General features: G+C 75.5%; 21 protein-coding genes and 1 pseudogene. 9 read left to right on the top strand and 13 right to left on the bottom strand.

Features of this window, described 5'->3' with window-relative positions; all coding sequences use genetic code 11:
* Positions 1 to 293: 293 nt before the first annotated feature.
* A complete protein-coding gene (locus LRS74_RS04665) occupies positions 294 to 746 on the bottom strand; it encodes a nitroreductase/quinone reductase family protein (RefSeq protein WP_277739782.1) in 453 nt (150 codons plus the stop codon).
* A gap of 128 nt (positions 747 to 874) precedes the next feature.
* Between LRS74_RS04665 and LRS74_RS04660 the strand changes: the two genes are divergently transcribed.
* From LRS74_RS04660 to LRS74_RS04650, 3 genes are all read left to right on the top strand, one after another.
* Positions 875 to 1,570, top strand: coding sequence for a TetR/AcrR family transcriptional regulator (locus tag LRS74_RS04660; protein ID WP_277739781.1), 696 nt, complete (start codon positions 875 to 877; stop codon positions 1,568 to 1,570).
* Between the two features lie 493 nt (positions 1,571 to 2,063).
* A complete protein-coding gene (locus LRS74_RS04655) occupies positions 2,064 to 3,506 on the top strand; it encodes a sensor histidine kinase (protein ID WP_277739780.1) in 1,443 nt (480 codons plus the stop codon).
* Complete coding sequence (locus LRS74_RS04650; RefSeq protein WP_277739779.1) at positions 3,503 to 4,168, top strand: response regulator transcription factor; 666 nt, start codon at positions 3,503 to 3,505, stop codon at positions 4,166 to 4,168. The genes LRS74_RS04655 and LRS74_RS04650 overlap by 4 nt, the downstream gene beginning before the upstream one ends.
* A gap of 151 nt (positions 4,169 to 4,319) precedes the next feature.
* On the opposite strand, the gene LRS74_RS04645 is transcribed toward LRS74_RS04650, so the two are convergent.
* The 4 genes from LRS74_RS04645 to LRS74_RS04630 form a co-directional block, all read right to left on the bottom strand.
* Positions 4,320 to 5,231 (bottom strand): DUF2797 domain-containing protein, encoded by a 912-nt coding sequence (locus LRS74_RS04645; RefSeq protein ID WP_277739778.1) that lies wholly within the window; start codon positions 5,229 to 5,231, stop codon positions 4,320 to 4,322.
* 218 nt (positions 5,232 to 5,449) lie between these two features.
* Entirely contained in the window at positions 5,450 to 5,695 is a 246-nt protein-coding gene (locus LRS74_RS04640; RefSeq protein WP_277739777.1) for a DUF6332 family protein, read from the bottom strand.
* A gap of 35 nt (positions 5,696 to 5,730) precedes the next feature.
* Positions 5,731 to 6,195, bottom strand: coding sequence for a DUF4442 domain-containing protein (locus tag LRS74_RS04635; RefSeq protein ID WP_277739776.1), 465 nt, complete (start codon positions 6,193 to 6,195; stop codon positions 5,731 to 5,733).
* Positions 6,196 to 6,253: 58 nt separating this feature from the next.
* Positions 6,254 to 7,534, bottom strand: coding sequence for an MFS transporter (locus LRS74_RS04630; protein WP_277739775.1), 1,281 nt, complete (start codon positions 7,532 to 7,534; stop codon positions 6,254 to 6,256).
* 47 nt (positions 7,535 to 7,581) lie between these two features.
* On the opposite strand from LRS74_RS04630, the gene LRS74_RS04625 reads away from it, so the two are divergent.
* Complete coding sequence (locus tag LRS74_RS04625) at positions 7,582 to 8,952, top strand: ROK family protein (protein WP_277739774.1); 1,371 nt, start codon at positions 7,582 to 7,584, stop codon at positions 8,950 to 8,952.
* Between the two features lie 133 nt (positions 8,953 to 9,085).
* Here LRS74_RS04625 and LRS74_RS04620 read toward each other — a convergent pair whose 3' ends face one another.
* The 4 genes from LRS74_RS04620 to LRS74_RS04605 are packed head-to-tail and all read right to left on the bottom strand — an operon-like array spanning position 9,086 to position 11,849.
* Positions 9,086 to 10,189 (bottom strand): phosphotriesterase, encoded by a 1,104-nt coding sequence (locus tag LRS74_RS04620; protein ID WP_277739773.1) that lies wholly within the window; start codon positions 10,187 to 10,189, stop codon positions 9,086 to 9,088.
* Between the two features lie 32 nt (positions 10,190 to 10,221).
* The gene (locus tag LRS74_RS04615) at positions 10,222 to 10,806 is read right to left on the bottom strand and encodes a DUF4865 family protein (RefSeq protein ID WP_277739772.1); all 585 of its coding nucleotides are present in this window, start codon (positions 10,804 to 10,806) and stop codon (positions 10,222 to 10,224) included.
* A 25-nt stretch (positions 10,807 to 10,831) separates the two neighbouring features.
* Positions 10,832 to 11,227: a cupin domain-containing protein gene (locus tag LRS74_RS04610; protein WP_277739771.1), complete on the bottom strand. Its 396-nt coding sequence runs from the start codon at positions 11,225 to 11,227 to the stop codon at positions 10,832 to 10,834.
* A 31-nt stretch (positions 11,228 to 11,258) separates the two neighbouring features.
* A complete protein-coding gene (locus tag LRS74_RS04605) occupies positions 11,259 to 11,849 on the bottom strand; it encodes a TetR/AcrR family transcriptional regulator (protein WP_277739770.1) in 591 nt (196 codons plus the stop codon).
* A 306-nt stretch (positions 11,850 to 12,155) separates the two neighbouring features.
* Here LRS74_RS04605 and LRS74_RS04600 point away from each other — a divergent pair, with 306 nt between their 5' ends.
* The 3 genes and pseudogenes from LRS74_RS04600 (at position 12,156) to LRS74_RS04590 (ending at position 16,041) form a co-directional block, all read left to right on the top strand.
* Complete coding sequence (locus LRS74_RS04600; protein ID WP_277739769.1) at positions 12,156 to 12,458, top strand: SHOCT domain-containing protein; 303 nt, start codon at positions 12,156 to 12,158, stop codon at positions 12,456 to 12,458.
* Positions 12,455 to 13,198, top strand: a pseudogene (locus tag LRS74_RS04595) (ABC transporter ATP-binding protein); the annotation flags it as partial. The gene LRS74_RS04600 and the pseudogene LRS74_RS04595, both read left to right, overlap by 4 nt.
* Positions 13,199 to 13,476: 278 nt before the next feature.
* The gene (locus tag LRS74_RS04590) at positions 13,477 to 16,041 is read left to right on the top strand and encodes an ABC transporter permease (protein WP_277739768.1); all 2,565 of its coding nucleotides are present in this window, start codon (positions 13,477 to 13,479) and stop codon (positions 16,039 to 16,041) included.
* A 379-nt stretch (positions 16,042 to 16,420) separates the two neighbouring features.
* Here LRS74_RS04590 and LRS74_RS04585 read toward each other — a convergent pair whose 3' ends face one another.
* Together LRS74_RS04585 and LRS74_RS04580 are read right to left on the bottom strand one after the other, a co-directional pair.
* The gene (locus LRS74_RS04585) at positions 16,421 to 16,957 is read right to left on the bottom strand and encodes an ATP-binding protein (protein WP_277739767.1); all 537 of its coding nucleotides are present in this window, start codon (positions 16,955 to 16,957) and stop codon (positions 16,421 to 16,423) included.
* A gap of 320 nt (positions 16,958 to 17,277) precedes the next feature.
* On the bottom strand, positions 17,278 to 17,616 hold the full coding sequence (locus LRS74_RS04580) for a hypothetical protein (protein WP_277739766.1): 339 nt from the start codon (positions 17,614 to 17,616) through the stop codon (positions 17,278 to 17,280).
* Positions 17,617 to 17,794: 178 nt separating this feature from the next.
* Between LRS74_RS04580 and LRS74_RS04575 the strand changes: the two genes are divergently transcribed.
* Entirely contained in the window at positions 17,795 to 18,925 is a 1,131-nt protein-coding gene (locus LRS74_RS04575; protein WP_277739765.1) for a PLP-dependent cysteine synthase family protein, read from the top strand.
* 105 nt (positions 18,926 to 19,030) lie between these two features.
* On the opposite strand, the gene LRS74_RS04570 is transcribed toward LRS74_RS04575, so the two are convergent.
* Together LRS74_RS04570 and LRS74_RS04565 are read right to left on the bottom strand one after the other, a co-directional pair.
* The gene (locus LRS74_RS04570) at positions 19,031 to 19,573 is read right to left on the bottom strand and encodes an SRPBCC family protein (RefSeq protein ID WP_277739764.1); all 543 of its coding nucleotides are present in this window, start codon (positions 19,571 to 19,573) and stop codon (positions 19,031 to 19,033) included.
* Between the two features lie 24 nt (positions 19,574 to 19,597).
* On the bottom strand, positions 19,598 to 20,455 hold the full coding sequence (locus tag LRS74_RS04565) for a DeoR/GlpR family DNA-binding transcription regulator (protein ID WP_277739763.1): 858 nt from the start codon (positions 20,453 to 20,455) through the stop codon (positions 19,598 to 19,600).
* Positions 20,456 to 20,663: 208 nt separating this feature from the next.
* Between LRS74_RS04565 and LRS74_RS04560 the strand changes: the two genes are divergently transcribed.
* Positions 20,664 to 23,336: a hypothetical protein gene (locus tag LRS74_RS04560; RefSeq protein ID WP_277739762.1), complete on the top strand. Its 2,673-nt coding sequence runs from the start codon at positions 20,664 to 20,666 to the stop codon at positions 23,334 to 23,336.
* The last annotated feature ends 114 nt before the right edge of the window (positions 23,337 to 23,450 follow it).

Below are 23,450 nucleotides of genomic sequence, written 5' to 3'. Positions count from 1 at the left end.
GGCCGCCCCGGGCGCCGGCCGCGCGCGGGGCGTCGCCGTGCCAGGCGATGCGGCGCTTTCCCCGCGCGGGATGCGGGGGGTGACGCGGCCTCGGACGGCGGGGCTCGGTGTGTGCCGTGCGGTGCGCTGCGGTGCGATGCGCTTCCGCGCGGTGTGCGCTACGGGATGTGGTGCCGCGCGGCGGGCTGCCGCGGGGCCCGCCGTAGCAGGAGCAGCCGTCGCGCGGTGCGCTGACGCGGGCCCGCTGTCGCGCGGTGTGCCGCCGGGGGGCGTGGTGTTCGCGCGGTGCGCTGTCACCCCGTGATCCGGAACACCGGGTGCCGCGGGGCGACGCGGCGCAGCTCGCTCTCGGGGGACGTGGCCGTGACGCCGTCGAAGAAGCGGCCCACCTCCCAGCCCCAGCGCTTGAGGTAGGCGTGCAACACGGCGGGCTTGTCGGCGTCCGCCAGCTCCACCGCGGTGAACGGATCGATCCGCTTACCCACGCGTAGCTCGCCGCCGCCCGCCGCGCGGAGGTTGCGGACCCATTGGGTCGCCCCGCGCGGGGCGACCAGATAGCGCTCGCCGTCGAGGTTGAGCGGGTTGACGGGAACCGTGCGCCACTGACCGCTGGTGCGTCCGCGGACGGCCAGCACGGCCTTGCCGTTGAGGCTGATGCCGTGTGCCGCCAGCCAGGCGATGGGGCGGTGGAAGAGCGCGGTCTCCAGTCGACTGGTCTTCATGTGGTGCTCGGAGCGTTGTGCCATGGGGGCCTCCTCGTCGCAATGAGAGCAGTGCTCTCGTTGCTGAGCAGTGTTACAGAGTCGGTGTCGCGCATGCAAGAGCAGTGCTCTCGTTCTTGGCTGGTGCTCCGATCCGATGGCACACTGCCTCCATGAGTGCGATCCGAGGGGCCAGAGAGCGGGCCCGTACCGAAGTGACGGCGGCGATCAAGGAGGAGGCGCGCCGGCAGCTCGCGGAGCAGGGCGCCGCCAAGCTGTCGCTGCGCGCCGTCGCGCGGGAGCTGGGCATGGTCTCCTCCGCCCTCTACCGCTACTTCCCCAGCCGCGACGACCTGCTGACCGCACTGATCGTCGACGCTTACGACGCCATCGGCGCCGCTGCGGAGGCCGCGGCCGCCGAGGCGGCGGGCGGCGCTCCGCTGGAGCGCTGGACCGCCGTCTGCCGGGCCGTACGGGGCTGGGCCCTGGCCCACCCGCATGAGTACGCGCTCATCTACGGCTCCCCGGTGCCCGGCTACGCCGCCCCGCGCGACACCGTCGTCCCCGCCTCCCGCGTCGGCCTCACGCTGCTGGGCGTCGCCCGCGACGCCCACGCCGCAGGCGCGCTCCGGGTGCCGGACCCAGCCGCCCTCCCGGAGGGCGTGCTCGGCGACGCGCGCCGACTGGCGCGGACGCTGGAGGCCGAGGATCTGCCCGAGGCCGCCTTCGCCGGATTCGTCGCCGCCTGGGCGCAGCTCTTCGGCCTGATCAGCTTCGAGTTGTTCGGCCAGTTCACCAACGTGGTCGACGCGCGCGAGGACTTCTTCGCCCACGCGGCGGCCGGGCTGGCCCATACGGCGGGCCTCTGACCCCCGCCGTTCCCCGCACCCGCTCGGCACTCCGCGCGGAGCCGCCCCCTGGGGGCGTGAGCAGCTCTTCCATACTCCCCGGGGAGTAGCCGCGATGACCGCGTTGGGCCGACGCCACCGCCCGCGTTCCGGTCTAGCGTGGCGGATATGAGGGCGGACGCGAGGCCGGCATGAGGCGCGGCGGATGAGCGGGCGACGATCACGACGACGCGGGATGCCGCCGTACGGCGATGAGCCGGGCGGCGCGGGCGGCGAGGTCGGGCCGAGCGCTCCCGGTGCGGCGGGTGGAGTCGAGGGGCCGCGCGGAGACGAGACGCTCGACGGAGACGCGACACCGCGCGGGGGCACGGCGCCGCGGGGGGATGCGGTGCCGGGCCAGGACGCGACACCGCGCGGGGACGCGTCGTCATATGGCGAGCGCGCGTCGCCGCGTGGGGGCGAGCCGTCGCACGGCACGCCTGTCTCGCCGCGTAAGGACGAGCCGTCGCACCGCATGCCCGCCTCGCCGCGCGGGGGCGAGCCGTCGTACGGACAGCCCGGACCGCCGCCCGGGGACGCCGCTCCGTCGCGCGAGGAGGCCGGGACCGACGACCGGACCGCGACGCCGCGCGAGCGCATCGCTTCGCCGCGCGGGCGGTGGGCGCGACGCGCGCCCTGGGCGGGTCCGCAGGGGGTGTGGCGGAGCGAGCGGGCACCGTGGTGGCGCGGCATCGGCGCGTGGGAGAACGAGGGGGAGCGTCGCGCGGGGGCGCGGCTGCCGTGGCGGTCGACCCTCCTCGTGCTCGCCTTCACCGTCGTCGGTACCCGGTTCGCCGAGCGCGGCCAGCCCGAACGGGCGGACCTGGACGTGTTCGCCGCCGTGCTGCTCGTTCTCGCCCCGGCGCTGCTGGTGCTGCGCCACCGGCACCCGGTGGTCACCGTGTTCGGCACCTCCGCTGCCGCCATGCTCTACCTCGGTGCGGGCTATCCCTACGGGCCGCTGCTGTTCAGCGTCGTCATCGCGTGTTACGCGGCGATCGTCGCCGGACGGCGGTACGCGGCCTGGGGCGCGCTCGCCATGTTGTGGAGCGGCCATCTGCTCATCGCCCACTGGCTCTACCGATGGCTGCCCCCGTCCGGCGACGGACCCGCCCCCTGGGGCCAGGAGCTGGTGGTCGGCGCCTGGGTCGTGGCGGTCCTGGCCGCCTCCGAGCTCGCGCGCGCCCGGCGCGAGCAGTGGGCCCGCGACCGCGCGGAGCGGGCGGCCGCCGCGCGCCGCCGGGCGGACAAGGAGCGGCTGCGCATCGCGCGCGAGCTGCACGACGTGCTCGCGCACAGCATCTCCGTCATCAACGTCCAGGCGGGCGTGGGGCTGGCGCTGTTGGATCAGGACCCCGAGCAGGCGCGCGCGGCGCTCACCACCATCAAGGCCGCCAGCAAGGAGGCGCTGGGCGAGGTCCGGCAGGTGCTCGACGCGCTGCGCGCTCCCGGGGCCGCCCCGCGCGCGCCCGCGCCCGGCCTGGACCGGCTCGGCGAGCTCACGGAACAGGCATCCGGGGCCGGACTGGCGGTCGACGTCAGCGTGGAGGGCACCCGGTCCGCGCTGCCGCCCGGCGCCGACCTCGCGGCCTTCCGTATCGTCCAGGAGGCCCTGACCAACGTGATCCGGCACTCCCAGGCGCGCACCGCGCGGGTCCGACTGCGCTATACGCGCGGCGCGCTGGAACTGCGCGTGGAGGACGACGGCCCCGCGGCGTCCGCGGGCCCCAGGGGCGGCGGCCATGGGCTGGTCGGTATGGGCGAACGCGCCGCCGCCCTCGGCGGCACGGTGACCACCGGCCCCCGCCCGGACGGTGGCTTCCGCGTGCTGGCCCGCCTTCCGCTCGCCCGCGCGGGCGCCGTCGAGCCCGAAGACACGGGTACGGTGGGCGCGGCCGAGAAGGAGGGCGAACCGTGATCCGCGTCGTGCTCGCCGACGACCAGATGCTGGTCCGCGCGGGGTTCCGCGCCCTGTTGGACGCGCAGCCCGGAATCGAGGTGGTCGGCGAGGCCGCCGACGGCGAGCAGGCACTCTCCCAGGTGCGCGAACTGCGCCCGAACGTGGTCCTGATGGACATCCGCATGCCGCGGCTGGACGGCCTCGCGGCGACCCGCCGGATCACCGAGGACCCCGCGCTGTCGGAGGTGAAGGTGGTCATGCTGACCACCTTCGAGCTCGACGAGTACGTCTTCGAGGCCATCCGGTCCGGCGCCTCGGGCTTCCTCGTCAAGGACACCGAGCCGGAGGAACTGCTGCGCGCCGTACGGGCCGTCGTCGACGGGGACGCGCTGCTGTCGCCCGGCGTCACCCGCCGCCTCATCGCCGAGTTCGCGGCCCGCTCCAAGGAGCCCGCGGCCGACGCCCGGCTGGCCGGGCTGACCGAGCGGGAGCGTGAGGTCATGGCGCTGGTGGGGATCGGGCTGTCGAACGAGGAGATCGCCCGGCGGCTCGTGGTCAGCCCGCTCACCGCGAAGACGCACGTGAGCCGCACCATGGTCAAGCTCGGCGCCCGCGACCGGGCCCAACTCGTGGTCCTCGCGTACGAGTCGGGGCTGGTGCGGCCGGGGTGGCTCGGCTGAACGGAGCCCGGACCCCGGCGCCGCTCGACGAGAGCTCCCCGGCGCCCTCGGCGGGAGCCTCCGGCCGGGCGCCGCTCGGGGAGAGCCTCCCGGCGCCGCGCGGCGAGTGCCTCCCGGCGAGAGCCGCGCGGGACCTCCCGGTGAGAGGGTTCTAGAAGAGCCGCTCCGGCTCGGTCGCGGGCGCCGGCAGGGGCTGTACCTCCGCCGTCATGGCGGAGCCCGGCGCGGCCGCGGACAGCGCCCAGCCGGCCAGCCGCCGGGCGTCCAACAGCGGCATCCGGCCGTCCGCCGTGCGCAGGTGCACATCCGGCCCGGCGACGGCCTCGACGGTCCCCGCCACCGTGCTGCCGGGGGCGAGGGCGACGACGCCGTCCAGGGAGCGGATACGGCCGAGGCCGAAGATCTCGTCATGGTGGACCGGCGCACAGGGCAGCGCCTCCAGGGACTCGGGCCAGCCCGGCAGTTCGCGAGCCCGCCCGTAGAGGGTCGCCAGCTCGGTGGCGCGCTCGCGCGGGGGCGGCGGCGCCAGACGGCCGCCGCGCTTGGCGGCGTACGGGATGCGGTCCGGGACGCCGAGCGCGGCGCCCAACACCGCCTCCGCGCGGCGCGCCGCCATCAGCGGGCCGCGCCCCAGGAGCGTGAAGGAGAGGGCGGCCTGCTCCAGCAGCCGGACGCCCTCGCGCTCGGCCGCCGTGATGCCGACCTTCGTCAGGCCGGGGCCGAACCAGGCGAGGTAGACGTCGTAGGGGCGCGGGTCGTCGGTGCGGGTGTCGGCGGCGACCGAGTACGAGCGGTCGAGCCGCGCACAGTCGGCGCACTGGGCGGAGGCGGCCGTGACCGGCACCTCCGCGGCCGTGGGGCAGGGAGTGTGCCGGTCGCCGCGCCGCACGCCGACGCAGGAGCGCCGCGCGCCGGTGGTGAAGGCCAGGGGCCGGCCGGGGGAGAGGGGCGAGGTGCGGCGGCCGCGCAGCGGATGCTGCCAGGCCAGCGCGGGGCCCGTGCGATCCCAACGCAGCCCCGCACATCGCCACTCGGCGGCCCGCGCCGCCGCTTCCCCGGTCACATCCGCCGCCTCTCGCCCTGTGGGTGACGCGCCTTGTGGGTGACGCCCTGTCCGGATGACACCCTGTCCGGGCGGCGCGCCGTCCGGGTGACGCCTCCGCCGGTCCGCGTCACCGGTCGCTCCGCTCCGCGTGCCCGCGCGGGTCGCACGACCGCTCGCACCGTGCGTCCGCGCGGTCGCGCGTTCCGTCCCGGCACGTCCGCGCGGTCAGCCGCCGCTCAGGCCCGTTCGGCTCGGCTGAACCGCCGCAGCACCCGCACCACGCGCACCGTGAAACCGGCCGCCGCGGTGATGGCGCCGGCGACCATCCAGGCGCTCGCGCGGCCCTCGTCGGGGTCGCCGAAGAGCGCGGGGGAGGCGACGGCCACGAAGAGCGGAGCGGCGAGCAGCGCGCCGGTGAAGACCGCGAACACGATCTCCACGGTGAGCGCGTCGCGCCCTGCCTGATTCCGGACCCTCGCCATGCCGAACCCCTCCGCCGTCTGTTCGTCGTTCCAGGTCAGGCCCGCTCCTTGCGCCGCACGTACAGCTGTTTGCGGACCCGTGCCACCACCGTACCGTCGGCCGCGACCACGTCGTTCTCGAACCAGGGCAGAGCCTTGGAGCCGTCCGCGGTGGCCTGCCGGATCTCCTCCAGCCGGTCCTCGGTGAGCTTGAACTCGGCGAAGACGTCCCCGCGCCCGGGGGAGACGAAGTCGATCTCGCCCTTCTTGTCCCACACGATGTAGTCGCGGCCCAGGCTGTTCATGACGAGCAGCATCCAGAACGGATCGGCCATGGCGAACAGCGAGCCGCCGAAGTGGGTGCCCACGTAGTTGCGGTTGAAGCGGTGCATGCGGAGCCGGACCCGTGCGCCGCTCCAGTCGTCGGCGATGTGGAGCACGCGCACGCCGGCGAACAGGAACGGCGGCCAGAGGTTGATGCCGCGCCGCAGGGTCTGCGCTGAGTGTGATCTACGGGCCATGCCGGCGACGCTAGCACGCTTTGTTACTCGCAAGTAACCCTCTCCGGGCGTCGCCCCGTCACGTGGACCGCGGCTCCGTCCCCGCCGTGCGCCGCCCGCTGTCGCGCACCGTGTGCCGGGTGCCGTACGCGACGGCCGCGGCGAGCGCGGACAGCAGTGCCACCGTGGTCAGGGCCGTGGAGAGCGAACTCCAGTCCGCCAGGAAGCCGATCGTCGGCGGGCCCAGCAGCATGCCCGCGTAGCCGAGGGTGGACGCGGTGGCGACGCCGTCGGGGCCGGCCAGCGCCCCCGCGCGGCCGATCGCGATCGGGAAGATGTTGGCCAGGCCCAGGCCGGTGACCGCGAACCCCGCCAGGGCGAGCGGAAGCACGGGGGCGAGGGAGCCCAGCAGCATCCCGGCCGCGGCCGTGGCGCCGCCCGCGACCAGGGCCCGGGTCTGGCCGAGTCGTTCCAGCAGGGCGCTGCCGGTGAGTCGGCCCACGGTCATGGCGAGGGCGAAGAGGGAGTAGCCCGCGGCGGCCATGCCGGGGGAGGCGCCGAGGTCCTGGTCGAGGTGGAGCGCGGCCCAGTCGGCCATCGCGCCCTCGCCGTACGCCGTGCACAGGGCGATCAGTCCGAAGACCAGTACCGGCCAGCGGGAACCGCCCGCCCGCGCGGAGTGCCGCTCGGCTTGCGGCCGGCCGTCGTCCGACGCCGTGGCGCCCGTGGTCGACCCGTCCGGGGTCGCGGTCGCGGCCGTGCCGGGAACCGTGGGTGCGGGTAGGGCGATCAGGGTGCGGCCCGCGAACAGGGCCAGCAGTACCCCGGCGGCGGCGAGCAGCGCCAGATGGCGGGTGGCGGACAGGTGCCCGGCGACCAGTCCGCCGAGGCCCGCCCCGGCCATGCCGCCGAGGCTGAAGGCGGCGTGCAGGGTGGGCATGACGGGGCGTCGCAGGGCGGCGACCAGGTCGACCGCGGCGCTGTTCATGGCGACGTTGAGGCCGCCGAACCCGGCGCCGAAGACGAGCAACACCAGGCCCAGGGCGAGGGCCGAGTGGGTCAGCGGCGGCAGTGCGACGCTGAGCGACATCAGGACGGCGGCCGCCACGGTCATCGGGTGGCTGCCGAAGCGGCGGCACAGGCGCCCGGTGACGACCATGGTCGCCACGGCGCCCGCCGACACGCCCAGCAGGGCGAGTCCGAGCGCTCCGGGGGAAGCGCCGGTCTGCTCCTTGACGGCGGGGATGCGGACCACCCAACCGGCGAAGACGAAGCCGTCGAGCGCGAAGAAGAGGGTCAGGGCTGCGCGGAGGCGGGAGAGGGCGGGATCCGGCGCGTTGCCCGCCGTTTGCCCGCGCATAGCCGCCCGTATTTTGTTTAGCGTCGGCACAAAGTGAGAATAGGGCTGTGACCCAGACTCGGACAAGGCTGGAGCGGGGCCGAAGTGCGCTCGGCCCGGCACTGGAGCTCGTACACACCGGCCGCGCGCCCACCCGTGCCGTGCTGACCGCCGAACTCGGCGTGACCCGCGCCACCGCCGGCGCCGTCGCGGCCGAGCTGGAGGCGCTCGGCCTCATCCAGGTCGACGCGCGGCCGGGCGGCGCCGCGGGCTCCCAGGGGCGTCCCTCGCACCGGCTCGCGATCGCCCCGAACGGCCCCGTCGTCCTCGCCGCCCAGGTGCACTCCGACGGCTTCCGCGCCGCGCTCGTCGGACTCGGCGGCCGGATCGTCGCCACCGCGCCCGGCTGCATGACCGTGCCCGCCGACCCGGCCCAGGTGCTGGGCGCCGTGGTCGAGGCGGGCGCCGGGCTGCTGCGGGAGACCGGACGGCGCTGTGTGGGCGCGGGGTTGGCGGTGCCGTCCGCCGTCGCCGAGCCGGAGGGCACCGCGCTCAACCCGCTGCACCTCGCCTGGTCCGCGGGCGCGCCGGTGCGGGAGCTGTTCACCCGCAGCCTGGCGGCGGCCGACATTCCCCACGAGGGGTTCGCGGGCAACGACGTCAACCTGGCGGCGCTCGCCGAACACCGGCACGGGGCCGGCCGCGGCGCCCAGCACCTGCTGTGCGTGGCCACCGGTCACCGGGGCGTCGGCGGTGCGCTGGTCCTGGACGGCCGGCTGCACACGGGCAGCGCCGGGCTGGCGCTGGAGGTCGGCCATCTGACCGTCAACCCCGAAGGCGCGCCCTGCCACTGCGGCAGCCGAGGCTGCCTGGACATCGAGGCGGACCCGCTCGCCTTCCTCACCGCGGCCGGGCGCGAGCCCGGGCCGGAGGTCTCGCTGCTCCAGCAGGCCCGCGAGCTGCTCCGCGCGGAGTACGGGGAGCCTGTCGGCGCCGGCGTCCCCGGGGAGTCGGCCGCGGACGACGCCGCCGGCACGGCCGCGGCCACCGGTGGGCGCGGCGCCTCTGACGTGACGTCGGGCGACGCCGTGGGGCCGGCCGTGGCCGCCGCCCCGGACGGCGGGGCCGGCTCCGTGCCCCGGGACCCGCGGGTACGGGCCGCCACCCACCAGCTGATCGACCGGCTCGGCCTCGGCCTCGCCGGACTGGTGAACATCCTCAACCCGGACCGCATCATCCTCGGCGGCCTCCACCGCGAGTTGCTGGAGGCCGACCCGGAACGGCTCCGCGCGGTCGTCGCCGAGCGCAGCCTGTGGGGGCGCAGCGGCGGCGTGCCGATCCTGCCCTGCACGCTCGACTACAACAGCCTCGTCGGCGCCGCCGAGCTGGCCTGGCAGCCGGTGCTGGACGATCCGCTGGGGGCGTTGACGACCGCGTAGGGCCGTGGGCCCGGGGTCCCGGCCGGGCGGGTGCGCCGGCCCGCGCGGGCGCGGCTGCCCTGTGCCCGCGCGGCGCGGCTGCCTCGTACCCGCCTGGGCACGGGTGCGATCGGCGCGTGTCCCCGGCCGCTTCTCAGCCAGCCGGGGCCGGCCAGTCGACGGCGAAGGCGCGGGCCGGGTTGGCGGTGAACACGCGGGTCACCAGCTCGGCCGGAAGGCTCAGTTCGAGCCGTGCGCGCAGGCCGCGGAGGAGGTGCGGCAGGCCGGGGCCGCCGTTGACGAAGCGGGCCGCGGCCGTGGTGGTGTCGCCGCCGAGCAGCAGCCGGTCGGCGTGTCCGGCGTCGGCCAGGGCGGACAGGGCGTCGGAAAGGCGCCAGTCCGTGGCGTGGTGGGCGTGGGAGGGGCCGTCGAAGGCGAGGTAGGCGCCCAGTTCGGCGGCCTTGCGGTGGACGGGAAGGTCGGGCGAACGGTTGAGGTGGCCCAGGATCACCCGGTCCGGCGCCACGCCCAGCTCGCCGCAGAGCAGGTCGAGCACGTCCAACGCGCCCGTCCCCAGCTCCAGATGGACGCCGATGGGGGCGCCGGTGCGGTGGTGGGCGACGGCGGCCGCGGCCATGGTGGCGCGGGCATGGGCGTCCAGGCCGTGGAACCCGCCGGCGACCTTGATGAGCCCCGCGCGGGGGGAGGTCTCCGAAACGCGCTCCGCGCGGGGCGGCGTTTCCGTGTCGCGCTCCGCGCGGGGCGCTGTTACCCGGTCGCGCTCCACTCGCGGCGGCGTTTCCGCGTCATGCCCCGCGTGAGTGGCCCTTCTCGCCGCCCCACCGCCGCTGCCGGGGACCTCCAGGTCCGTGGAGGGCTCGAAGCCTTCGATCCCCTCGACGCGCCCGATCCCGAGCGTCAGTTCGGCCAGGAAGAGCTCGGCCAGTCGGTCCCGTACCCGGTCGAGCAGCGCCGGGGCGTAGTGCCGCGCCTGGTGCAGGCCGGTGGCGGCGACGATGCGGACCCCGGTCGCGCGGGAGAGCTCCGCGAGGTGACCGGCGCCGCGCCCCATGCCGTAGGGGGTCCACTGCACCACCGCGCGGCCGCCCGCCGCGGCGAAGGCCCGCAGTTCGTCGGCGGCCGCCGCGGGGTCGTCGAGCTCCTGGCCGGGCAGCAGCGGGCTGCGCAGGAAGAGGTGGTCATGGGCGTCGCACACGCCCAGCTCGGCGGCGGGGACGTCGCCCAGCACCGTGCGCACGCTCGGTGCGGGAGGTGCGGGGCGCGCGGCCGTCACCACCCCCGCCCTCGCGGGAGCTCGTCCAGGTGCGGGGCGGACAGGTGCAGCACCTGGTAGAGCTCCCCGTCCGCGGTGGGAGCGGCGTCCGCCCAGAGGGTGAAGTGGAGCAGTTCCCAGCGGTGCGGGTCGATGCCGACGGCGGCGCAGTGCACTCCGTCCGCGGCCGCCCGGTGCTCCAGCTCCTCCAGGGCGCGCTCGACGGCGGCGTCCGGGTCGGTGCCGGCCGGGACCGGCTCCGCGCGGCGGCTGAAGAAGCCCGGCGCGGCGGCCGTGGCCGGGCCGCGCGCGAAGCCGAGCCCCAGCCAGTTCTCGACGGTCGGGCGGCCGAAGTCATGGCTGAGCCCGCGGAATCCGGGGCCCCAGAGAAAGCCGTTCATGGCCTCGGTGCTGGTCCACAGGTAGAACGGCGCGTAGGCGTTCACCGGCGAGCCGTCGACCCCGCGCTCGCGGATTCCGTACGCCTTCAGGCCGAGTCCGGGGAAGTCGTCGAGCAGATGGCCCTTCGTCCGCACCCGACGGCGAATGATCGTCATGTCGTAGTCGGCGGGCAGGGTGATGCGGTACTGCATCGCGTGCATGGAGTGTCTCTCGTTCGGGGGCGGGTCAGGCCGGGTACACGTCCTCGCCGACCGGGGCGACCCACTCGGTGGTGGTGCCGTCGGCGGCGGCCTCGACGACGGCCAGGTGGGTCATGAAGGTGCGGGGGCCGGCCCCGTGCCAGTGCTCCTCGCCGGGCGCGATCCACACGGTGTCGCCGGCCCGGATCTCCTCCAAGGGCCCACCGGCGCGCTGGACGAGTCCGACGCCCTCGGTCACGTGCAGCACCTGACCGTGCGGATGCCGGTGCCAGAAGGTGCGGGCGCCCGGGGCGAAGTGGACGCTGAAGAGGCGCAGTCGGGACGGGGCCGGCGGCGCCGCGAGCTCGTCCAGCCACACCGTGCCGGTGAAGCGCTCCGGCGGCCCGGGTCGGGTGTCGGGGCGATTCCTGGTGATCTCCATGGGGTCCTCCTCGAGTGGGGTCGTCCGGGGGTCAGGCCGCCGGGGTACGGGCGGCCGCGAGCAGGTCCAGCAACCCCCGTACCGCCAGGTCGAAGTGGGTCGTGGTGCCGGCCGCGCGGGCGAGCACATAGCCGCCCTGCACGGTGGCCACGACCGTGGCGGCGATCCGCGCGGGGTCGAGGTCCGCGACGAACTCGCCCTGGCGCTGCCCCTCCGCGACGATCTCCGCCAGCCGCCCGCGCAGCCAGTCCAGGGTCTCCTCGACCGGCCGTCGCAGCTCCGGGTCGGCGATGACGTCGGGATCCATCGTCAGCCGGCCCACCGGGCAGCCGCGCAGCACGTCGCGCTCGCGCAGCAGATAGCCGCGGACGCGCTCGTACGCCCCGGCGCCCGGCGCGGAGAACGACGCCTCGGCGGCGGCCCGCAACTGCTCGGCGGTGCGGCGGATCGCGGTCAGCGCGAGGTCGGGCTTGCCACGGAAGTGGTGGTACATGCTGCCCTGGCCCGCGCCCGCCCGTTGCTGGATCGCCTTGGGGCTGGTGCCGACGTATCCCCGCTCCCACAGGAGCTCCTGGGTGCTCTCGATCAGGCGTTCCGTTGTGCTCATGTGATCACTGTACATACTAGTTGGTACAGCGGCCAGGCGTGGGCCCGGGCCCCCGGCGAGCGCGCGCCGGAGCCGGGCCCGGAACGGCTCCGGAACGGGCCGCGACAGGTCCGGGACGCGAGCCCGAAGAGGGCCGCGTACACGGCCGCCCGCGTGCCTACTCCCGCGTGCCTACTCCTGCGGGGGTACGCCGAGTGCCGCCGGTCGTACGACGACCCGGAGCACATCGTCGGCGGAGGCTCGAAGGCGACGGCAGGTCGACGCGCACCGACGCACGACAGGTGCCGACGACAGGACATCGCACCGAGGAGCTGAACCGACATGGACCCCCTGGCGCACGCCTTCGCCGACGGCGGCGGGCCCGGCCCCTGGATCCTGCTCGTTCCCCTGGTCTGGGCGCTGGTCGTGGTCGGCGGCATCGCCCTGCTGCGGGGCACCGTCTGGCGCGGCCGCGGCCCCTCGCCGAAGGAGCGGGCGGAGGCGCACGGCGAGCCCTCGCCGATCGCCCTCCTGGGTCGCCGCTTCGCGGCCGGGGAGATCGACGAGGACGAGTACCGGCGCCGACTGTCCGTCCTGGACGAGCGGTTCGGCCGACACGGCGGCGGCAAGGGGGCCGCGGCATGAGCGGGCACCCCGCCGCGCGGGTCGTCGACGCCGTCAAGGTGTACGGCGCCGGCGACACCGAGGTCCGCGCCCTGGACGGCGTCACCCTCGACTTCCCGACCGGACGGTTCACCGCCATCATGGGCCCCTCGGGCTCGGGGAAGTCGACGCTGATGCACTGCGCCGCCGGCCTCGACACGCTGACCTCGGGACGGGCGTACATCGCCGGCACCGAACTGGGCGGCCTCGGCGACCGCCGCCTGACGCTGCTGCGGCGCGACCGCGTCGGCTTCGTCTTCCAGGCGTTCAACCTCGTGCCCACCCTCACCGTTGCCGAGAACATCAGCCTCCCGCGCGATCTCGCCGGCGCCCGACCGAGCGCCGAGGACCGGGAGTGGACCGAGACGCTCGTCGACGTCGTCGGGCTGCGCGACCGGCTGCGCCACCGCCCCGCCGAGCTCTCCGGCGGCCAGCAGCAACGCGTCGCCGTCGCCCGAGCCCTGGCCGGCCGACCCGACGTGGTGTTCGCCGACGAGCCGACCGGAAACCTGGACTCCCGATCCGGTGAGGAGGTGCTCGGACTGCTGGGCCGCGCGGTGCGCACCATGGGCCGGACCGTGGTCATGGTCACCCATGACCCGGTGGCCGCCGCGCACGCCGACGAGGTGGTCTTCCTCGCGGACGGCCGGCTCGTCGACCGGATGGCCGACCCCACCGCCGACCGCGTACTGGACCGCCTGAAGGCCGTCGACACGGCCTCCCGCGCGGAGTCCCGCACGCCCCGGTCCGACACGTCCCGCGCGGAGTCCCGCACGCCCCGGTCGGGCAGGTTCCGCGCGGTCTCGCGTGGGTCTGACGCGTCCCGCGCGGTGTCCGGTACCTCCGACGCGCCCGGCGACGGCTCCCGTACGCCCGGCGATTCCCGAGCGTCCGGCGACGGCTCCCGTACCCCCGGCGATTCCCGCGCGTCCGGCGACGACTCCCGTACGCCCGGCGGCGATTCCCATACGCCCGGTGACTCCCGCGCGGAGGTGACGCCATGACCGGGCCCCGGGCCGCGCTGCGGCTCAGCCGCGCCTCGCTGCGCGCCCACAAGCGCCGCTTCGCGGGCACCTTCCTCGCCGTCGTGCTGGGTGTGGCCTTCCTCGGCGCCACCCTCGTCATGGGCGACACGCTGCGGGCCGGCTTCGACACCATGTTCGGCGAGGCGACCGGCGGTACGGACGCGGTGGTGCGCAGCAGGGACGTGATCACCGTCTCCGGTCAGACACAGGGCACCCGCGAGCCGGTGCCGACGGAGCTCGCGCGCACGGTGGCTCGGGTGCCCGGCGTGGCGGCGGCGGAACCCGACATCCGGGGCGCGGGGCAGCTCGTCGGCCGTGACGGCGAGCCCGTCGGCGGTCAGGGGCCGCCCACCCTCGCCGGCAACTGGATCGACGACCCCCGCCTCAACCCGTACCGGCTGGCCGAGGGGCGCGCGCCCCGCGTGAGCGGCGAGGCGGTCGTCAACCGCGGCGCGGCGAAGGAGGGCGGGCTGCGCGTAGGCGACACGGCGGTGCTGCGCACCCCCGACCCGGTCACCGTGCGCATCGTCGGCCTGGCCAGCTTCGGCGGCGAGGACGGCATGGGGAAGACCACCTTCACCGGGCTGACCCGCGCGGACGCGGAGAAGTACCTCAGCGCGCGGCCCGGGCGGGCCGCGGACATCCTGGTGCGCGCGGACCCCGGGGTCGGCCAGCGGGAGCTCGTCGCCGCCCTGACGCCCGTGCTGCCCCACGGCATCGAGGCGGTCACCGGGCAGGAGTCCGCCGAGGAGAGCCTCGATCTGGTCTCCGGCGCCTTCCTGACCCTGTTCACCTCCTTCCTGCTGGTCTTCGCCGGGATCGCGCTGCTGGTCGCGGTCTTCACCATCCACAACACGCTCGCGATCGTCGTCGCCCAGCGCACGCGGGAGAACGCCCTGCTGCGCGCCCTGGGTGCTGCCCGGAGCCAGGTGGTAGGCGCCACCCTCGCCGAGGCCGCGGCCGTCGCGGTCGTCGCCTCGCTGGCCGGGCTGGCCGGCGGCATCGGCCTGGCGGCCGGGTTCCGGGCGCTCCTCCCCGCGCTCGGCTTCCCCTTCCCCGGCGGGGACCTGGTGATCACGGCGGGCTCGCTGCTGCTGCCGTGCGCCGTCGGCCTGACGGTCTGTGTGGCCTCCGCGCTGCTGCCCGCCGTGCGGGCCGGTCGCACCGCGCCGCTGGCCGCGTTGCGGGAGACCGCCGCCCCGCCCACGGGTGTGCCCCGCCGCCGCACCGCGGTCGGGGCGGGGCTGGCGGTGGCCGGCGTCGCGCTCACCGCCACCGGAGCGGCCGGCGCTCCCTCCCTGACCCTGACCGCGGCCGGCGCGCTGCTCACCCTCGCGGCGCTCCTCGTGCTCGGTCCGGTCCTCGCCGGGGCCGCGGTGCGTGTCATGAGCGCCCCACTCGTCCGGCTGCGCGGGGTCACCGGCCGACTGGCGCGGCGCAACGCGCTGCGCAGCCCCCGGCGGACCGCGGCCACCGCCGCCGCGTTGATGGTCGGCGTCGCCGTCGTCTCCCTGTTCACCGTCTTCGCCGCCTCGGTGAAGACCACCCTGAACCAGACGGTTGCGCGCGGCTTCGCGGGCGATGTCGCCGTCAGCGCGCCGGGGTTCGGGGCGGGCGGCAGCGGGCTCAGCCCCCGACTGGCCCCGGCGCTGGGCGCGCTGCCGGAGGTGGAGACCGCGCTCGGCCTCGGGCGGGGCGTGGCGAAGGTGGACGGGGGAGGGCGGAGCCTGACCGTCACCGACCCCGCCGCCCTGGCCGCGGTCCTCGACCTGGGCCGGGTGGAGGGCTCGCTCCGCACGCTCGGCACCGGCGGCCTCGCTGTCTCCGCCGACGAGGCGGACCGGCGCGGCTGGCGCGTCGGTTCCACCGCCCGGCTCACCTTCGCCGACGGCGTCACCCGGCCCTTCACGGTCCAGGCCGTGTACGCCGAGGACGGCCTCGCCGGCGACTACGTCCTCGGCCGCGCGGCCTGGGCGCCGCACCGCGGCCAGGAGGCCGACACGCTCGTCGCCGTGGCCTTTGAGGACGGCGTCTCCGCGGCCGACGGCAAGGCCGCCGTCTCCCGGGCCGCCGCCGCGTACGGGAGTCCGGAGGTGCGGACGCGGGAGGAGTACGCCGCCTCCTCGGCCGGCGGCATCGACATGATGCTCAGCCTCGTCTACGCGCTACTGGCCCTGGCCGTGCTGATCGCGGTCCTCGGCATCGCCAACACCCTCGGGCTCGCGGTCCACGAACGCACCCGGGAGCTCGGCCTGCTGCGCGCGGTCGGCCAGACCCGCTCCCAACTGCGTGCCATGGTCCGCTGGGAGTCGGTGCTGGTCGCCGCCTTCGGCACCGTCGGCGGCCTCGCCCTCGGCGGCTTCCTCGGCTGGGCGCTGGTCCGTGCCTCCGACAGCGAGCGCGCCGGCGCCTTCACCCTGCCGGCCGTCCCGCTCGCCGTGGTCGCGCTGGTGGGGGTCGCCGCCGGAGTGCTGGCCGGGCTGCGCCCCGCGCGGCGCGCGGCTCGACGCGACCTGCTCCGCGCGGTGGCCGCGGAGTGAACGACCAGCGGGAACGGACCGGGGCACCGGAACCGAGGCGCCGGGACCGAGGCGACGACACCGCGCGCCGCGCGGGCCCACTCTCCCGAAGAGCGTGCGCGCAACAGGCGGTCCAGGCGAGCGACGGACGGCGGAGAGGGAGGAAGGCGACGGCCGTTCCAGGCGAGCGACGGCCGTTGCAGGAATGCGGTGGCCGCTCTGTATGGGTGACGCCGCTCCAGGAAGGCGACGGCCGCTCTGGACGAGCGACGGCTTCTGTAGGTGGCGACGGCCGCCTTACGAGGGCGCGACGGCCGCCCTACGAGGGCGCACGAGCCGTTCGGGCACGGGGGCGCGGCCCACGGGGCGCCACCACCATGCCCGTACGGCCTCGTGGTGGTCAGCCGGCCACACCGGACTTCGCGCGTTCGCGGATGTTCACCGGGGTGGCCGGCGGGCGCACCGGGTCCCGGCGGTCGGGCGGGGCCGCACGCCCGGTGCCGTGCGTAGCGAACGGCGACCTGGCGGGGGCGGTGGTCTGCGGCACGGCGAGCGTGAACCACACCACCTTGCCGCTGCCGTCGTCCCGCGCGTGCATGCCCCAGCTCTCGCTGACCGCCTCCACCAGGGCGAGTCCGCGGCCGTGCGTGCTGACCGGGTCGGCGTCGCCGAGGCTGGGCAGTCGCGGATCGCGGTCGCGCACCGAGACGGTGAGTCGGTCCAGCATGAGGACGATCTCCACCGTGCACTCCTTGTCGGGCTCCGCGTGCCGGTGGACGTTGGTCAGCAACTCGGTGACGCCGAGCGCCGCGGGGTCGATGAGCTCGTCGAGATGCCAGTAGCGCAGCTGCGCCGATACGATTCTGCGGACCTGTCCGATCCGCGCCGGCAGAGCCTGGAGCTCCACCGTGCAGTGCCTGCTTGGACGACTGATCACGGCTGCGACTCCCTGAGAAGAGTTAGGGCTAGCCTGATTCAGATGCGGGCGACGAACGTGTGCGGCAATGCTGGCCGCCGCGCACGACCGGAGGGGGCCGGTTCTCAGCGTCACCGCCGGTTAACCCTCAGTGATACTGATACGCGTCCAGGGTCAACCCACCCGCTCGCATGCGCAACTCGGGTCACTTCTGATGCGCCCGAGGCGTGTTTGTGCCTGTTCCCTGCCTGTGTCGGTGTGCGCCTGCGCCTCGCTCCGTTACGCCGGGTGGGGACGCCGCGCGCTGCCGCGGCGGCACGCCCCGGCGGCGAGGTCCAGGCTCAGTCCTGTGCGACGCGCCCGCGCGCGCTGCGGATGGCGTCGAGGAAGCGGGTGGCGGCGCCGCGGCCGGCCGTGGCCTTGGCCGACGGCTCGGGCTGGTTCTCGCCCAGCGTGAGGCGGTATCGGGTGCCGTTCACCGTCGCGAGTGCCTGGTCGTCACCGGCGAACCACGGCCGGCTGGCCTGGACGGACTGCACCGGAGCGCTGTCGATCTCCCGGCTGTCACTGGTGAGCAGCTCCAGTCGACCGTTCTTGATCAGCACCTGTCCGGCCCGCGTGACGGAGCGCAGGGACTTCTCGATCCGCACCCCACGGGCGTTGAACTCGGTTTCGGCCACGGTGAACCGCCTCCCCGGTGATGTGACAGCACGCGGGCCCCGCACTCGGCGGGCCTCGCTCCCACAGTGTCCCTCGTGCGCAGTCTGCCTGTGACGGGAGCCCGGCACCAGTGCCCACATATGATCGAAACGGACCGGCACATGCCAGCCGGGCCGGGGCACGACCAAAGGAAAGACCATGGGCAGCGTGGACAGCACGGCGCCGGAAGCGACCGAAACCATCGATGTAGACCGCAGCGATCCCGGCTACCGGAGGTGGCTCAAGGAGGCCGTGCGCAAGGTCCAGGCGGACGCCAACCGCTCGGCCGACACGCACCTGCTGCGGTTCCCGCTGCCTGAGGAATGGAAGATCGATCTCTATCTCAAGGACGAGTCGACCCATCCCACCGGCAGCCTCAAGCACCGACTTGCCCGCTCGCTCTTCCTCTACGGGCTGTGCAACGGCTGGATCCGGCCGGACCGGCCGGTCATCGAGGCGTCCAGCGGCTCCACCGCCGTCTCCGAGGCGTACTTCGCCAACCTGATCGGCGTGCCGTTCATCGCCGTGATGCCGCGTACCACCAGCCGCGAGAAGTGCCGCCTCATCGAGTTCCATGGCGGACGGTGCCATTTCGTGGACGACCCTCGGACGATGTACGAGGCGTCCGCCGCCCTCGCGGCGGAGACCGGCGGCCACTACATGGACCAGTTCACCTACGCCGAGCGGGCGACGGACTGGCGCGGAAACAACAACATCGCCGAGTCGATCTACGAGCAGCTGCGCCTGGAGCGGTACCCGGAGCCCGCCTGGGTGGTCGCCACCGCGGGCACCGGCGGCACCTCCGCCACCATCGCCCGCTACGTCCACTACATGCAGTACGACACCCGGGTCTGCGTCGCCGACCCGGAGAACTCCTGCTTCTTCGACGGCTGGGTGCACGACGACCCGGACGCCACCAGCGACCGCGGCTCCCGGATCGAGGGCATCGGACGGCCGCGCATGGAGCCCAGCTTCATGCCCACCGCCATCGACCGGATGATGAAGGTGCCGGACGCGGCCAGCGTCGCGGCCGTACGCGCCCTGGAGCGGGTCATCGGCCGCAAGGCGGGCGGCTCCACGGGGACCGGGCTCTGGAGCGCGCTGCGCATCGTCGCCGAGATGGTCGCCGCCGGCCGCACCGGCAGCGTGGTCACCCTGCTGTGCGACCCGGGCGACCGCTACCTCGACAAGTACTACTCCGACAGTTGGCTCGCCGACCAGGGCCTGGACATCACCCCGTACACCCTCGCGCTCGACGGCTTCCTGGCCACCGGCCGCTGGAGCGAGTAGCCGCGGCCCGCGGGGCTCAGACGGCCCGCCTCGTCAGTGCGAGACGGCAGCCCGTGTCGTCAGTGCGAGACGCCCCGCGCCGTCACGGCGAGACGCCCCGCGCCGTCACGGCGAGACGCCCCGCGCCGTCAGTGCGGCCACCGCCCGGCGGAAGGAGGCGCCGATGCCCGGGCGGGCGGCCCGCACGGACCAGCGCAGCGCGGCCGTCCCGTCCACCGCGAAGACGTACCGGATGCGCGTCCCCGCGCCGCGCGAGGCTCCGTCCCCCGGTCCCGACTCGAACCCCGGGACCGGGGTCGGGGCCGCCGTCGGGCCCGAGGGCGTCAGCTGCCACACCTCCAGGAGCGCCCGAAGGCCGGGCGCGTTGGTCTCGTCGACGCGGTAGGCGTAGCGCCGGGCCGGGTCGGCGGCGAGGACGGTCTCCACGAAGCGGACCCCGCCGCGCAGCAGGACCTCGCGGTGGGGCCGCCCGTCGATGTCGAAGGGGCGGGCGCGGGAGACGGCCGTGAACCAGGCCGGCCAGCCCGCCACGTCCGCGAGGACGTCGAAGACCGCGCCCGGTGGCGCGGCCGACTCGGCGGTGAAGGCCAGCCGTAGCGGTGCGGCATCGGCGAAGTCGAGCCCGACGGAGCGAAGGCGCCGTGTCATGTCCGCACCATAGCTGTCGGGGCGTCAGCTGTCCGCGACGCCTCGTACGTCGTCCGCCGGCTCGCCCGCCACCAGCAGCTCCGGAAGGTGCTCACGGATCACCGCGCGCGCCTCGGCCGGCATCCCGGAATCCGTCACCATCGCGTCCACCTGGTCCAGCGAGGCGAAGGAGCTGAGCCCCACGGTGCCCCACTTGGTGTGGTCGGCCACCACCACGACCCGACGCGCGGACCGCACGAACTGCCGGTTGGTCTCCGCCTCCGCCAGGTTCGGGGTCGACAGCCCCGCCTCCACGGATATCCCGTGCACCCCGAGGAAGAGCACATCGAAGTGGAGGAACCGGATCGCGGCGTCCGCCACCGGCCCTACCAGGGTGTCCGAGGGGGTGCGCACCCCTCCCGTCAGCACCACCGTCGCCGCCCCGGGGCGCGGCCCGGAACCGGTGCTCGCCGCCGTCCGCTGGGCCGTGTAGAAGACGTCGGCGACCCGGACCGAGTTCGTCACCACGGTCAGATCCGGAACGTCGACCAGCTGCTGCGCCAGCGCGAACGCCGTCGTCCCGCCCGCCAGGGCGATAGCACTGCCCGGAACCGCCATCGCCGCCGCCGCCCGCGCTATGTCCTCCTTCGCGGTCAGCTCCAGCGTGGACTTCGCCTCGAACCCCGGTTCGTAGGTGCTCGCCTCGGCGACCGGCACCGCGCCGCCGTGCACCTTCTCGATCACGCCCTGCCGGGCCAGCGCGTCCAGGTCGCGACGGACCGTCATGTCCGACACGTTGAGCTTGCGGGTGAGCTCGTTGACCCGCACCCCGCCGCGCCGCCTGACCTCGTCCAGGATCAGGGCGCGCCGCTGCTCCGCGAGCAGGTTCTGGTTATCGCTCACCCTGGCCCAACCCTTTCGATCAGCAGCTACCCGCCGGGTGCGTTCATCTTCGCACGGGCCACCGACGGCCGGTCCGGCGAGCGCCCGCCGGGGGCGTAGGTCACGGTTTCGCCTCGCCCGCCCGATATCGCGCGCTCTGCGGCGCGCCCCAAGCCATGCTGAGAGCGGAGGACTTACACCGGACTCGGGGGACACGGTGGCACCATCCATGCGCGATGGCACGCGATCGACCACGACGAACGACACGTCCACGGGCCGGGACGAAGGGCCGCCCGCACTGGAGCTCCTCGTCCACGGCGTCGGCGGGGCGACGCCCCAGGACATGCTCACCGACCCGCGCACCACACGGGTCACCGGAGACGAGACGGCCGGCGTCTACCGGCGCATCGACGACGGCGACGCCGAGGAACGGCCGCACGACTACCGCGCGGAACCGGTGCGCGAGGCGTACTGCTGGTCCAACCTCACCTCCGGCAACGGCGCCCGCGCGCTGTGGCTGCTCCTGCTGCCCTTCATGGTGGCCAACCTGGCCCACTGGATGCGCCCGCCCGCCGCCAGCCGCCGCGACCCGCGCGTGCGCGCCTACGGCCTCCTGGTCCGGCTGGTGGCGCTCAGCCTCACCGTGCTGCTGGTCGCCGGCGCCTGCGAGGTGGTGCTCGACCTGTTCGCCTGGCAGTGCGCCGGCACCGAGAGCTGTGTCGCGGACCGCTCCTGGCTCGGCTTCATGTCCGCCGAGGACGGCGGCTGGTGGAGCCAGCCCGGCCGCCGGCTGGCCCTCGCCGCCGTGCTGCCCGCCGCCCTCACCGGGCTGCTGTGGTACCTCTCCAACCGCACCTGGAGCGCCTACGAGTCCCAGGAGCCCGCCGGCCGACCGGTGGGCGAGGACGACCCCGCCGCCGGCGACCACCCCGCCCTCCGCCTCCCCGGCTTCTGGTACGGCCGCCGGCTCGTCGCCCGACTCCGCGCCGCCCACACCGCCGCCGGCTTCCTCACGGTCGCCGCCGCGGTGACGGCCGCCGCCGCCCGCCACGACCGGCGGCCCGGCGGCAGCACGGCGCTGGACGTCGCCGGCTGGCTGCTGGCGGCCCTGCTGGCCGCCGGCGCCCTGGTGGTGCTCTCCGTGGTGTGCCGCCGAGGCCGCAGCGAGAACCGGATGGACCAGAGGCTGGACCGGCTCACCATCACGGCGCTGCCCGGCGCCGCACTCGGCTGCCTCGCCCTCGCCCTGCTCTACGCGGGCTGGTCCCGCCCGGGGTGGAGCTCCCGAGGACGGCTGCCGGGAGACGGCGTCTTCGGCGCCCTGGTCCTGCTCCAGGTCGCCCTCGTGATCGGGCTGGCGGGATGCGCTCTGGTGCTGCACCGCGCGGCGCCGACCCCCCGCACCCCGCTCAAGGGACTCGGCGGCCCGACCGTGGCGATGCTCGCCTGCGGACTGGGCGGGGTGCTCGCCGGGGGCGTGGCCCAGCGGGTTGCCGACTGGATCGACGGCGGCGCCACCCCCGGCATGCCGGGCGCGCCGATGCCCGGACCTCCGGTGCTGCTGTCCTGGCAGGCCGCGGTCGTCCCCGTGCTGCTGGGGGTGCTCGTGCTGATGGCCGGCGTGGTCGCGCTGCGGGTGTGGCGGGTCCGCGGCCGGGAGATCCACACCGTGCCGCACGGCTATCCCGGCGAGCGACCGGACGGGGTGCGCACCCGCCGCATCGCCGGCGCCGTCGCCCGCGCGGGCGCCACCGACGACGTGCCGACCATCGTCGGCCCGGTCGCCCTGTGCGCGCTGCTGCTCGGCGCCTGCGCGGTCGCCGGGGCCTGGGGGACCGGCGAGGTGCCGGGCCGGGCCGCCGACGACGCACCCGGCGTCGTGGACGCCGCCGCCGAGACCGCGCAGGCCCTCGGCTCCTGGCTGATGGGGCTGGCCTTCCTGACCTTCGTCACCTGGGCCCGGCGCGCCTACCGCAGCCCGTCCGCCCGCCGCACCGTGGGCATCCTGTGGGACGTCGGCACCTTCTGGCCGCGCGCCGCCCATCCGCTCGCCCCGCCCTGCTACGCCGAGCGGGCTGTGCCCGACCTCACCTGGCGGATGCGGACCTGGACCGAGCAGACCGGCGGCCGGCTGGTGATCTCCGGGCACTCCCAGGGCAGCGTGCTGGCGGCCGCGGCGGTCTGGCAACTGGACCGCGAGGCCCGCGGCCGGGTGGCGCTGCTCACCTATGGCTCGCCCCTGGAGCGGCTGTACGGCCGCTGGTTCCCCGCCTACTTCGGCCCGGGCCCGCTGCGCGCGCTCCACCGGGAGGTCCGCTGCTGGCGCAACCTCTGGCGCTACACCGACCCGATCGGGGGCCCCATCCGCCTGCCGGCCGGGGCGGGAGCGGACGTGGACTGTGGCGCCTTCAAGGACCCGCTCGCCTACGGCCGCACCCCCGAGCACCCGCTGCCCGCGCCGATCCTCGGCCACTCCGACTACCAGGCGGACCCGGCCTTCGACCGGGAACGAGCGGCCCTGCTGGCCCGCCTGCCGGCCCCGACCCGACACCCCGCCCCCGCCCCGGCCGGAGACCCCGCCGCCCACCCGGCCGGGGCCGCGGTCACCGCTGGCGCGGATGACGCCGGTCCCTCGGGTGTCGACCCGGTCGGGGTCGTGGTGATCGCTGGTGCGGAGGCCGCTCGGGACGACGCCGGTCCCTCGGGGGCCGACCCGGCCGGGGCCGCGGTCACCGCGGTGGTGGAGGCCGTCTCGGACGGCGTCGGCCCCGTGGGGGACGCCCCGGCACCCGCTGGCCCTGACGCCACCGGGCAGGTGGGTACCGCCTCCGCGGCCGTGCCCGAGCAGACGACTCCGTCGACGTCCACCGGGGATTCTCCTCGTTCCGATCGGCCGGACTGACGCACCGCCAGGGCCCACGGGGAGCCCGCGCGGACGACACGCGTCGTGACGTGCGGGGCCGTGCCGGGACGACGCGCCGACGGCCGCCGGGGGCGGGCGCCGAGGCGGCCGCGA

The sequence above is a fragment of the Streptomyces sp. LX-29 genome (assembly GCF_029541745.1).
Lineage (GTDB): Bacteria > Actinomycetota > Actinomycetes > Streptomycetales > Streptomycetaceae > Streptomyces.
The sequence above is the reverse complement of the archived record's forward strand: the minus strand, read 5'-3'. Positions and strand labels throughout refer to the sequence as shown.

What these genes read in the sequence shown, in the direction of transcription:
- LRS74_RS04665 (WP_277739782.1), bottom strand. Translation starts at nt 746, where the DNA reads ATGGCACAACGCTCCGAGCACCACATGAAGACCAGTCGACTGGAGACC.
- LRS74_RS04660 (WP_277739781.1), top strand. Translation starts at nt 875, where the DNA reads ATGAGTGCGATCCGAGGGGCCAGAGAGCGGGCCCGTACCGAAGTGACG.
- LRS74_RS04655 (WP_277739780.1), top strand. Translation starts at nt 2,064, where the DNA reads ATGCCCGCCTCGCCGCGCGGGGGCGAGCCGTCGTACGGACAGCCCGGA.
- LRS74_RS04640 (WP_277739777.1), bottom strand. Translation starts at nt 5,695, where the DNA reads ATGGCGAGGGTCCGGAATCAGGCAGGGCGCGACGCGCTCACCGTGGAG.
- LRS74_RS04635 (WP_277739776.1), bottom strand. Translation starts at nt 6,195, where the DNA reads ATGGCCCGTAGATCACACTCAGCGCAGACCCTGCGGCGCGGCATCAAC.
- LRS74_RS04630 (WP_277739775.1), bottom strand. Translation starts at nt 7,534, where the DNA reads ATGCGCGGGCAAACGGCGGGCAACGCGCCGGATCCCGCCCTCTCCCGC.
- LRS74_RS04615 (WP_277739772.1), bottom strand. Translation starts at nt 10,806, where the DNA reads ATGCACGCGATGCAGTACCGCATCACCCTGCCCGCCGACTACGACATG.
- LRS74_RS04610 (WP_277739771.1), bottom strand. Translation starts at nt 11,227, where the DNA reads ATGGAGATCACCAGGAATCGCCCCGACACCCGACCCGGGCCGCCGGAG.
- LRS74_RS04605 (WP_277739770.1), bottom strand. Translation starts at nt 11,849, where the DNA reads ATGTACAGTGATCACATGAGCACAACGGAACGCCTGATCGAGAGCACC.
- LRS74_RS04600 (WP_277739769.1), top strand. Translation starts at nt 12,156, where the DNA reads ATGGACCCCCTGGCGCACGCCTTCGCCGACGGCGGCGGGCCCGGCCCC.
- LRS74_RS04590 (WP_277739768.1), top strand. Translation starts at nt 13,477, where the DNA reads ATGACCGGGCCCCGGGCCGCGCTGCGGCTCAGCCGCGCCTCGCTGCGC.
- LRS74_RS04575 (WP_277739765.1), top strand. Translation starts at nt 17,795, where the DNA reads ATGGGCAGCGTGGACAGCACGGCGCCGGAAGCGACCGAAACCATCGAT.
- LRS74_RS04570 (WP_277739764.1), bottom strand. Translation starts at nt 19,573, where the DNA reads ATGACACGGCGCCTTCGCTCCGTCGGGCTCGACTTCGCCGATGCCGCA.
- LRS74_RS04560 (WP_277739762.1), top strand. Translation starts at nt 20,664, where the DNA reads ATGCGCGATGGCACGCGATCGACCACGACGAACGACACGTCCACGGGC.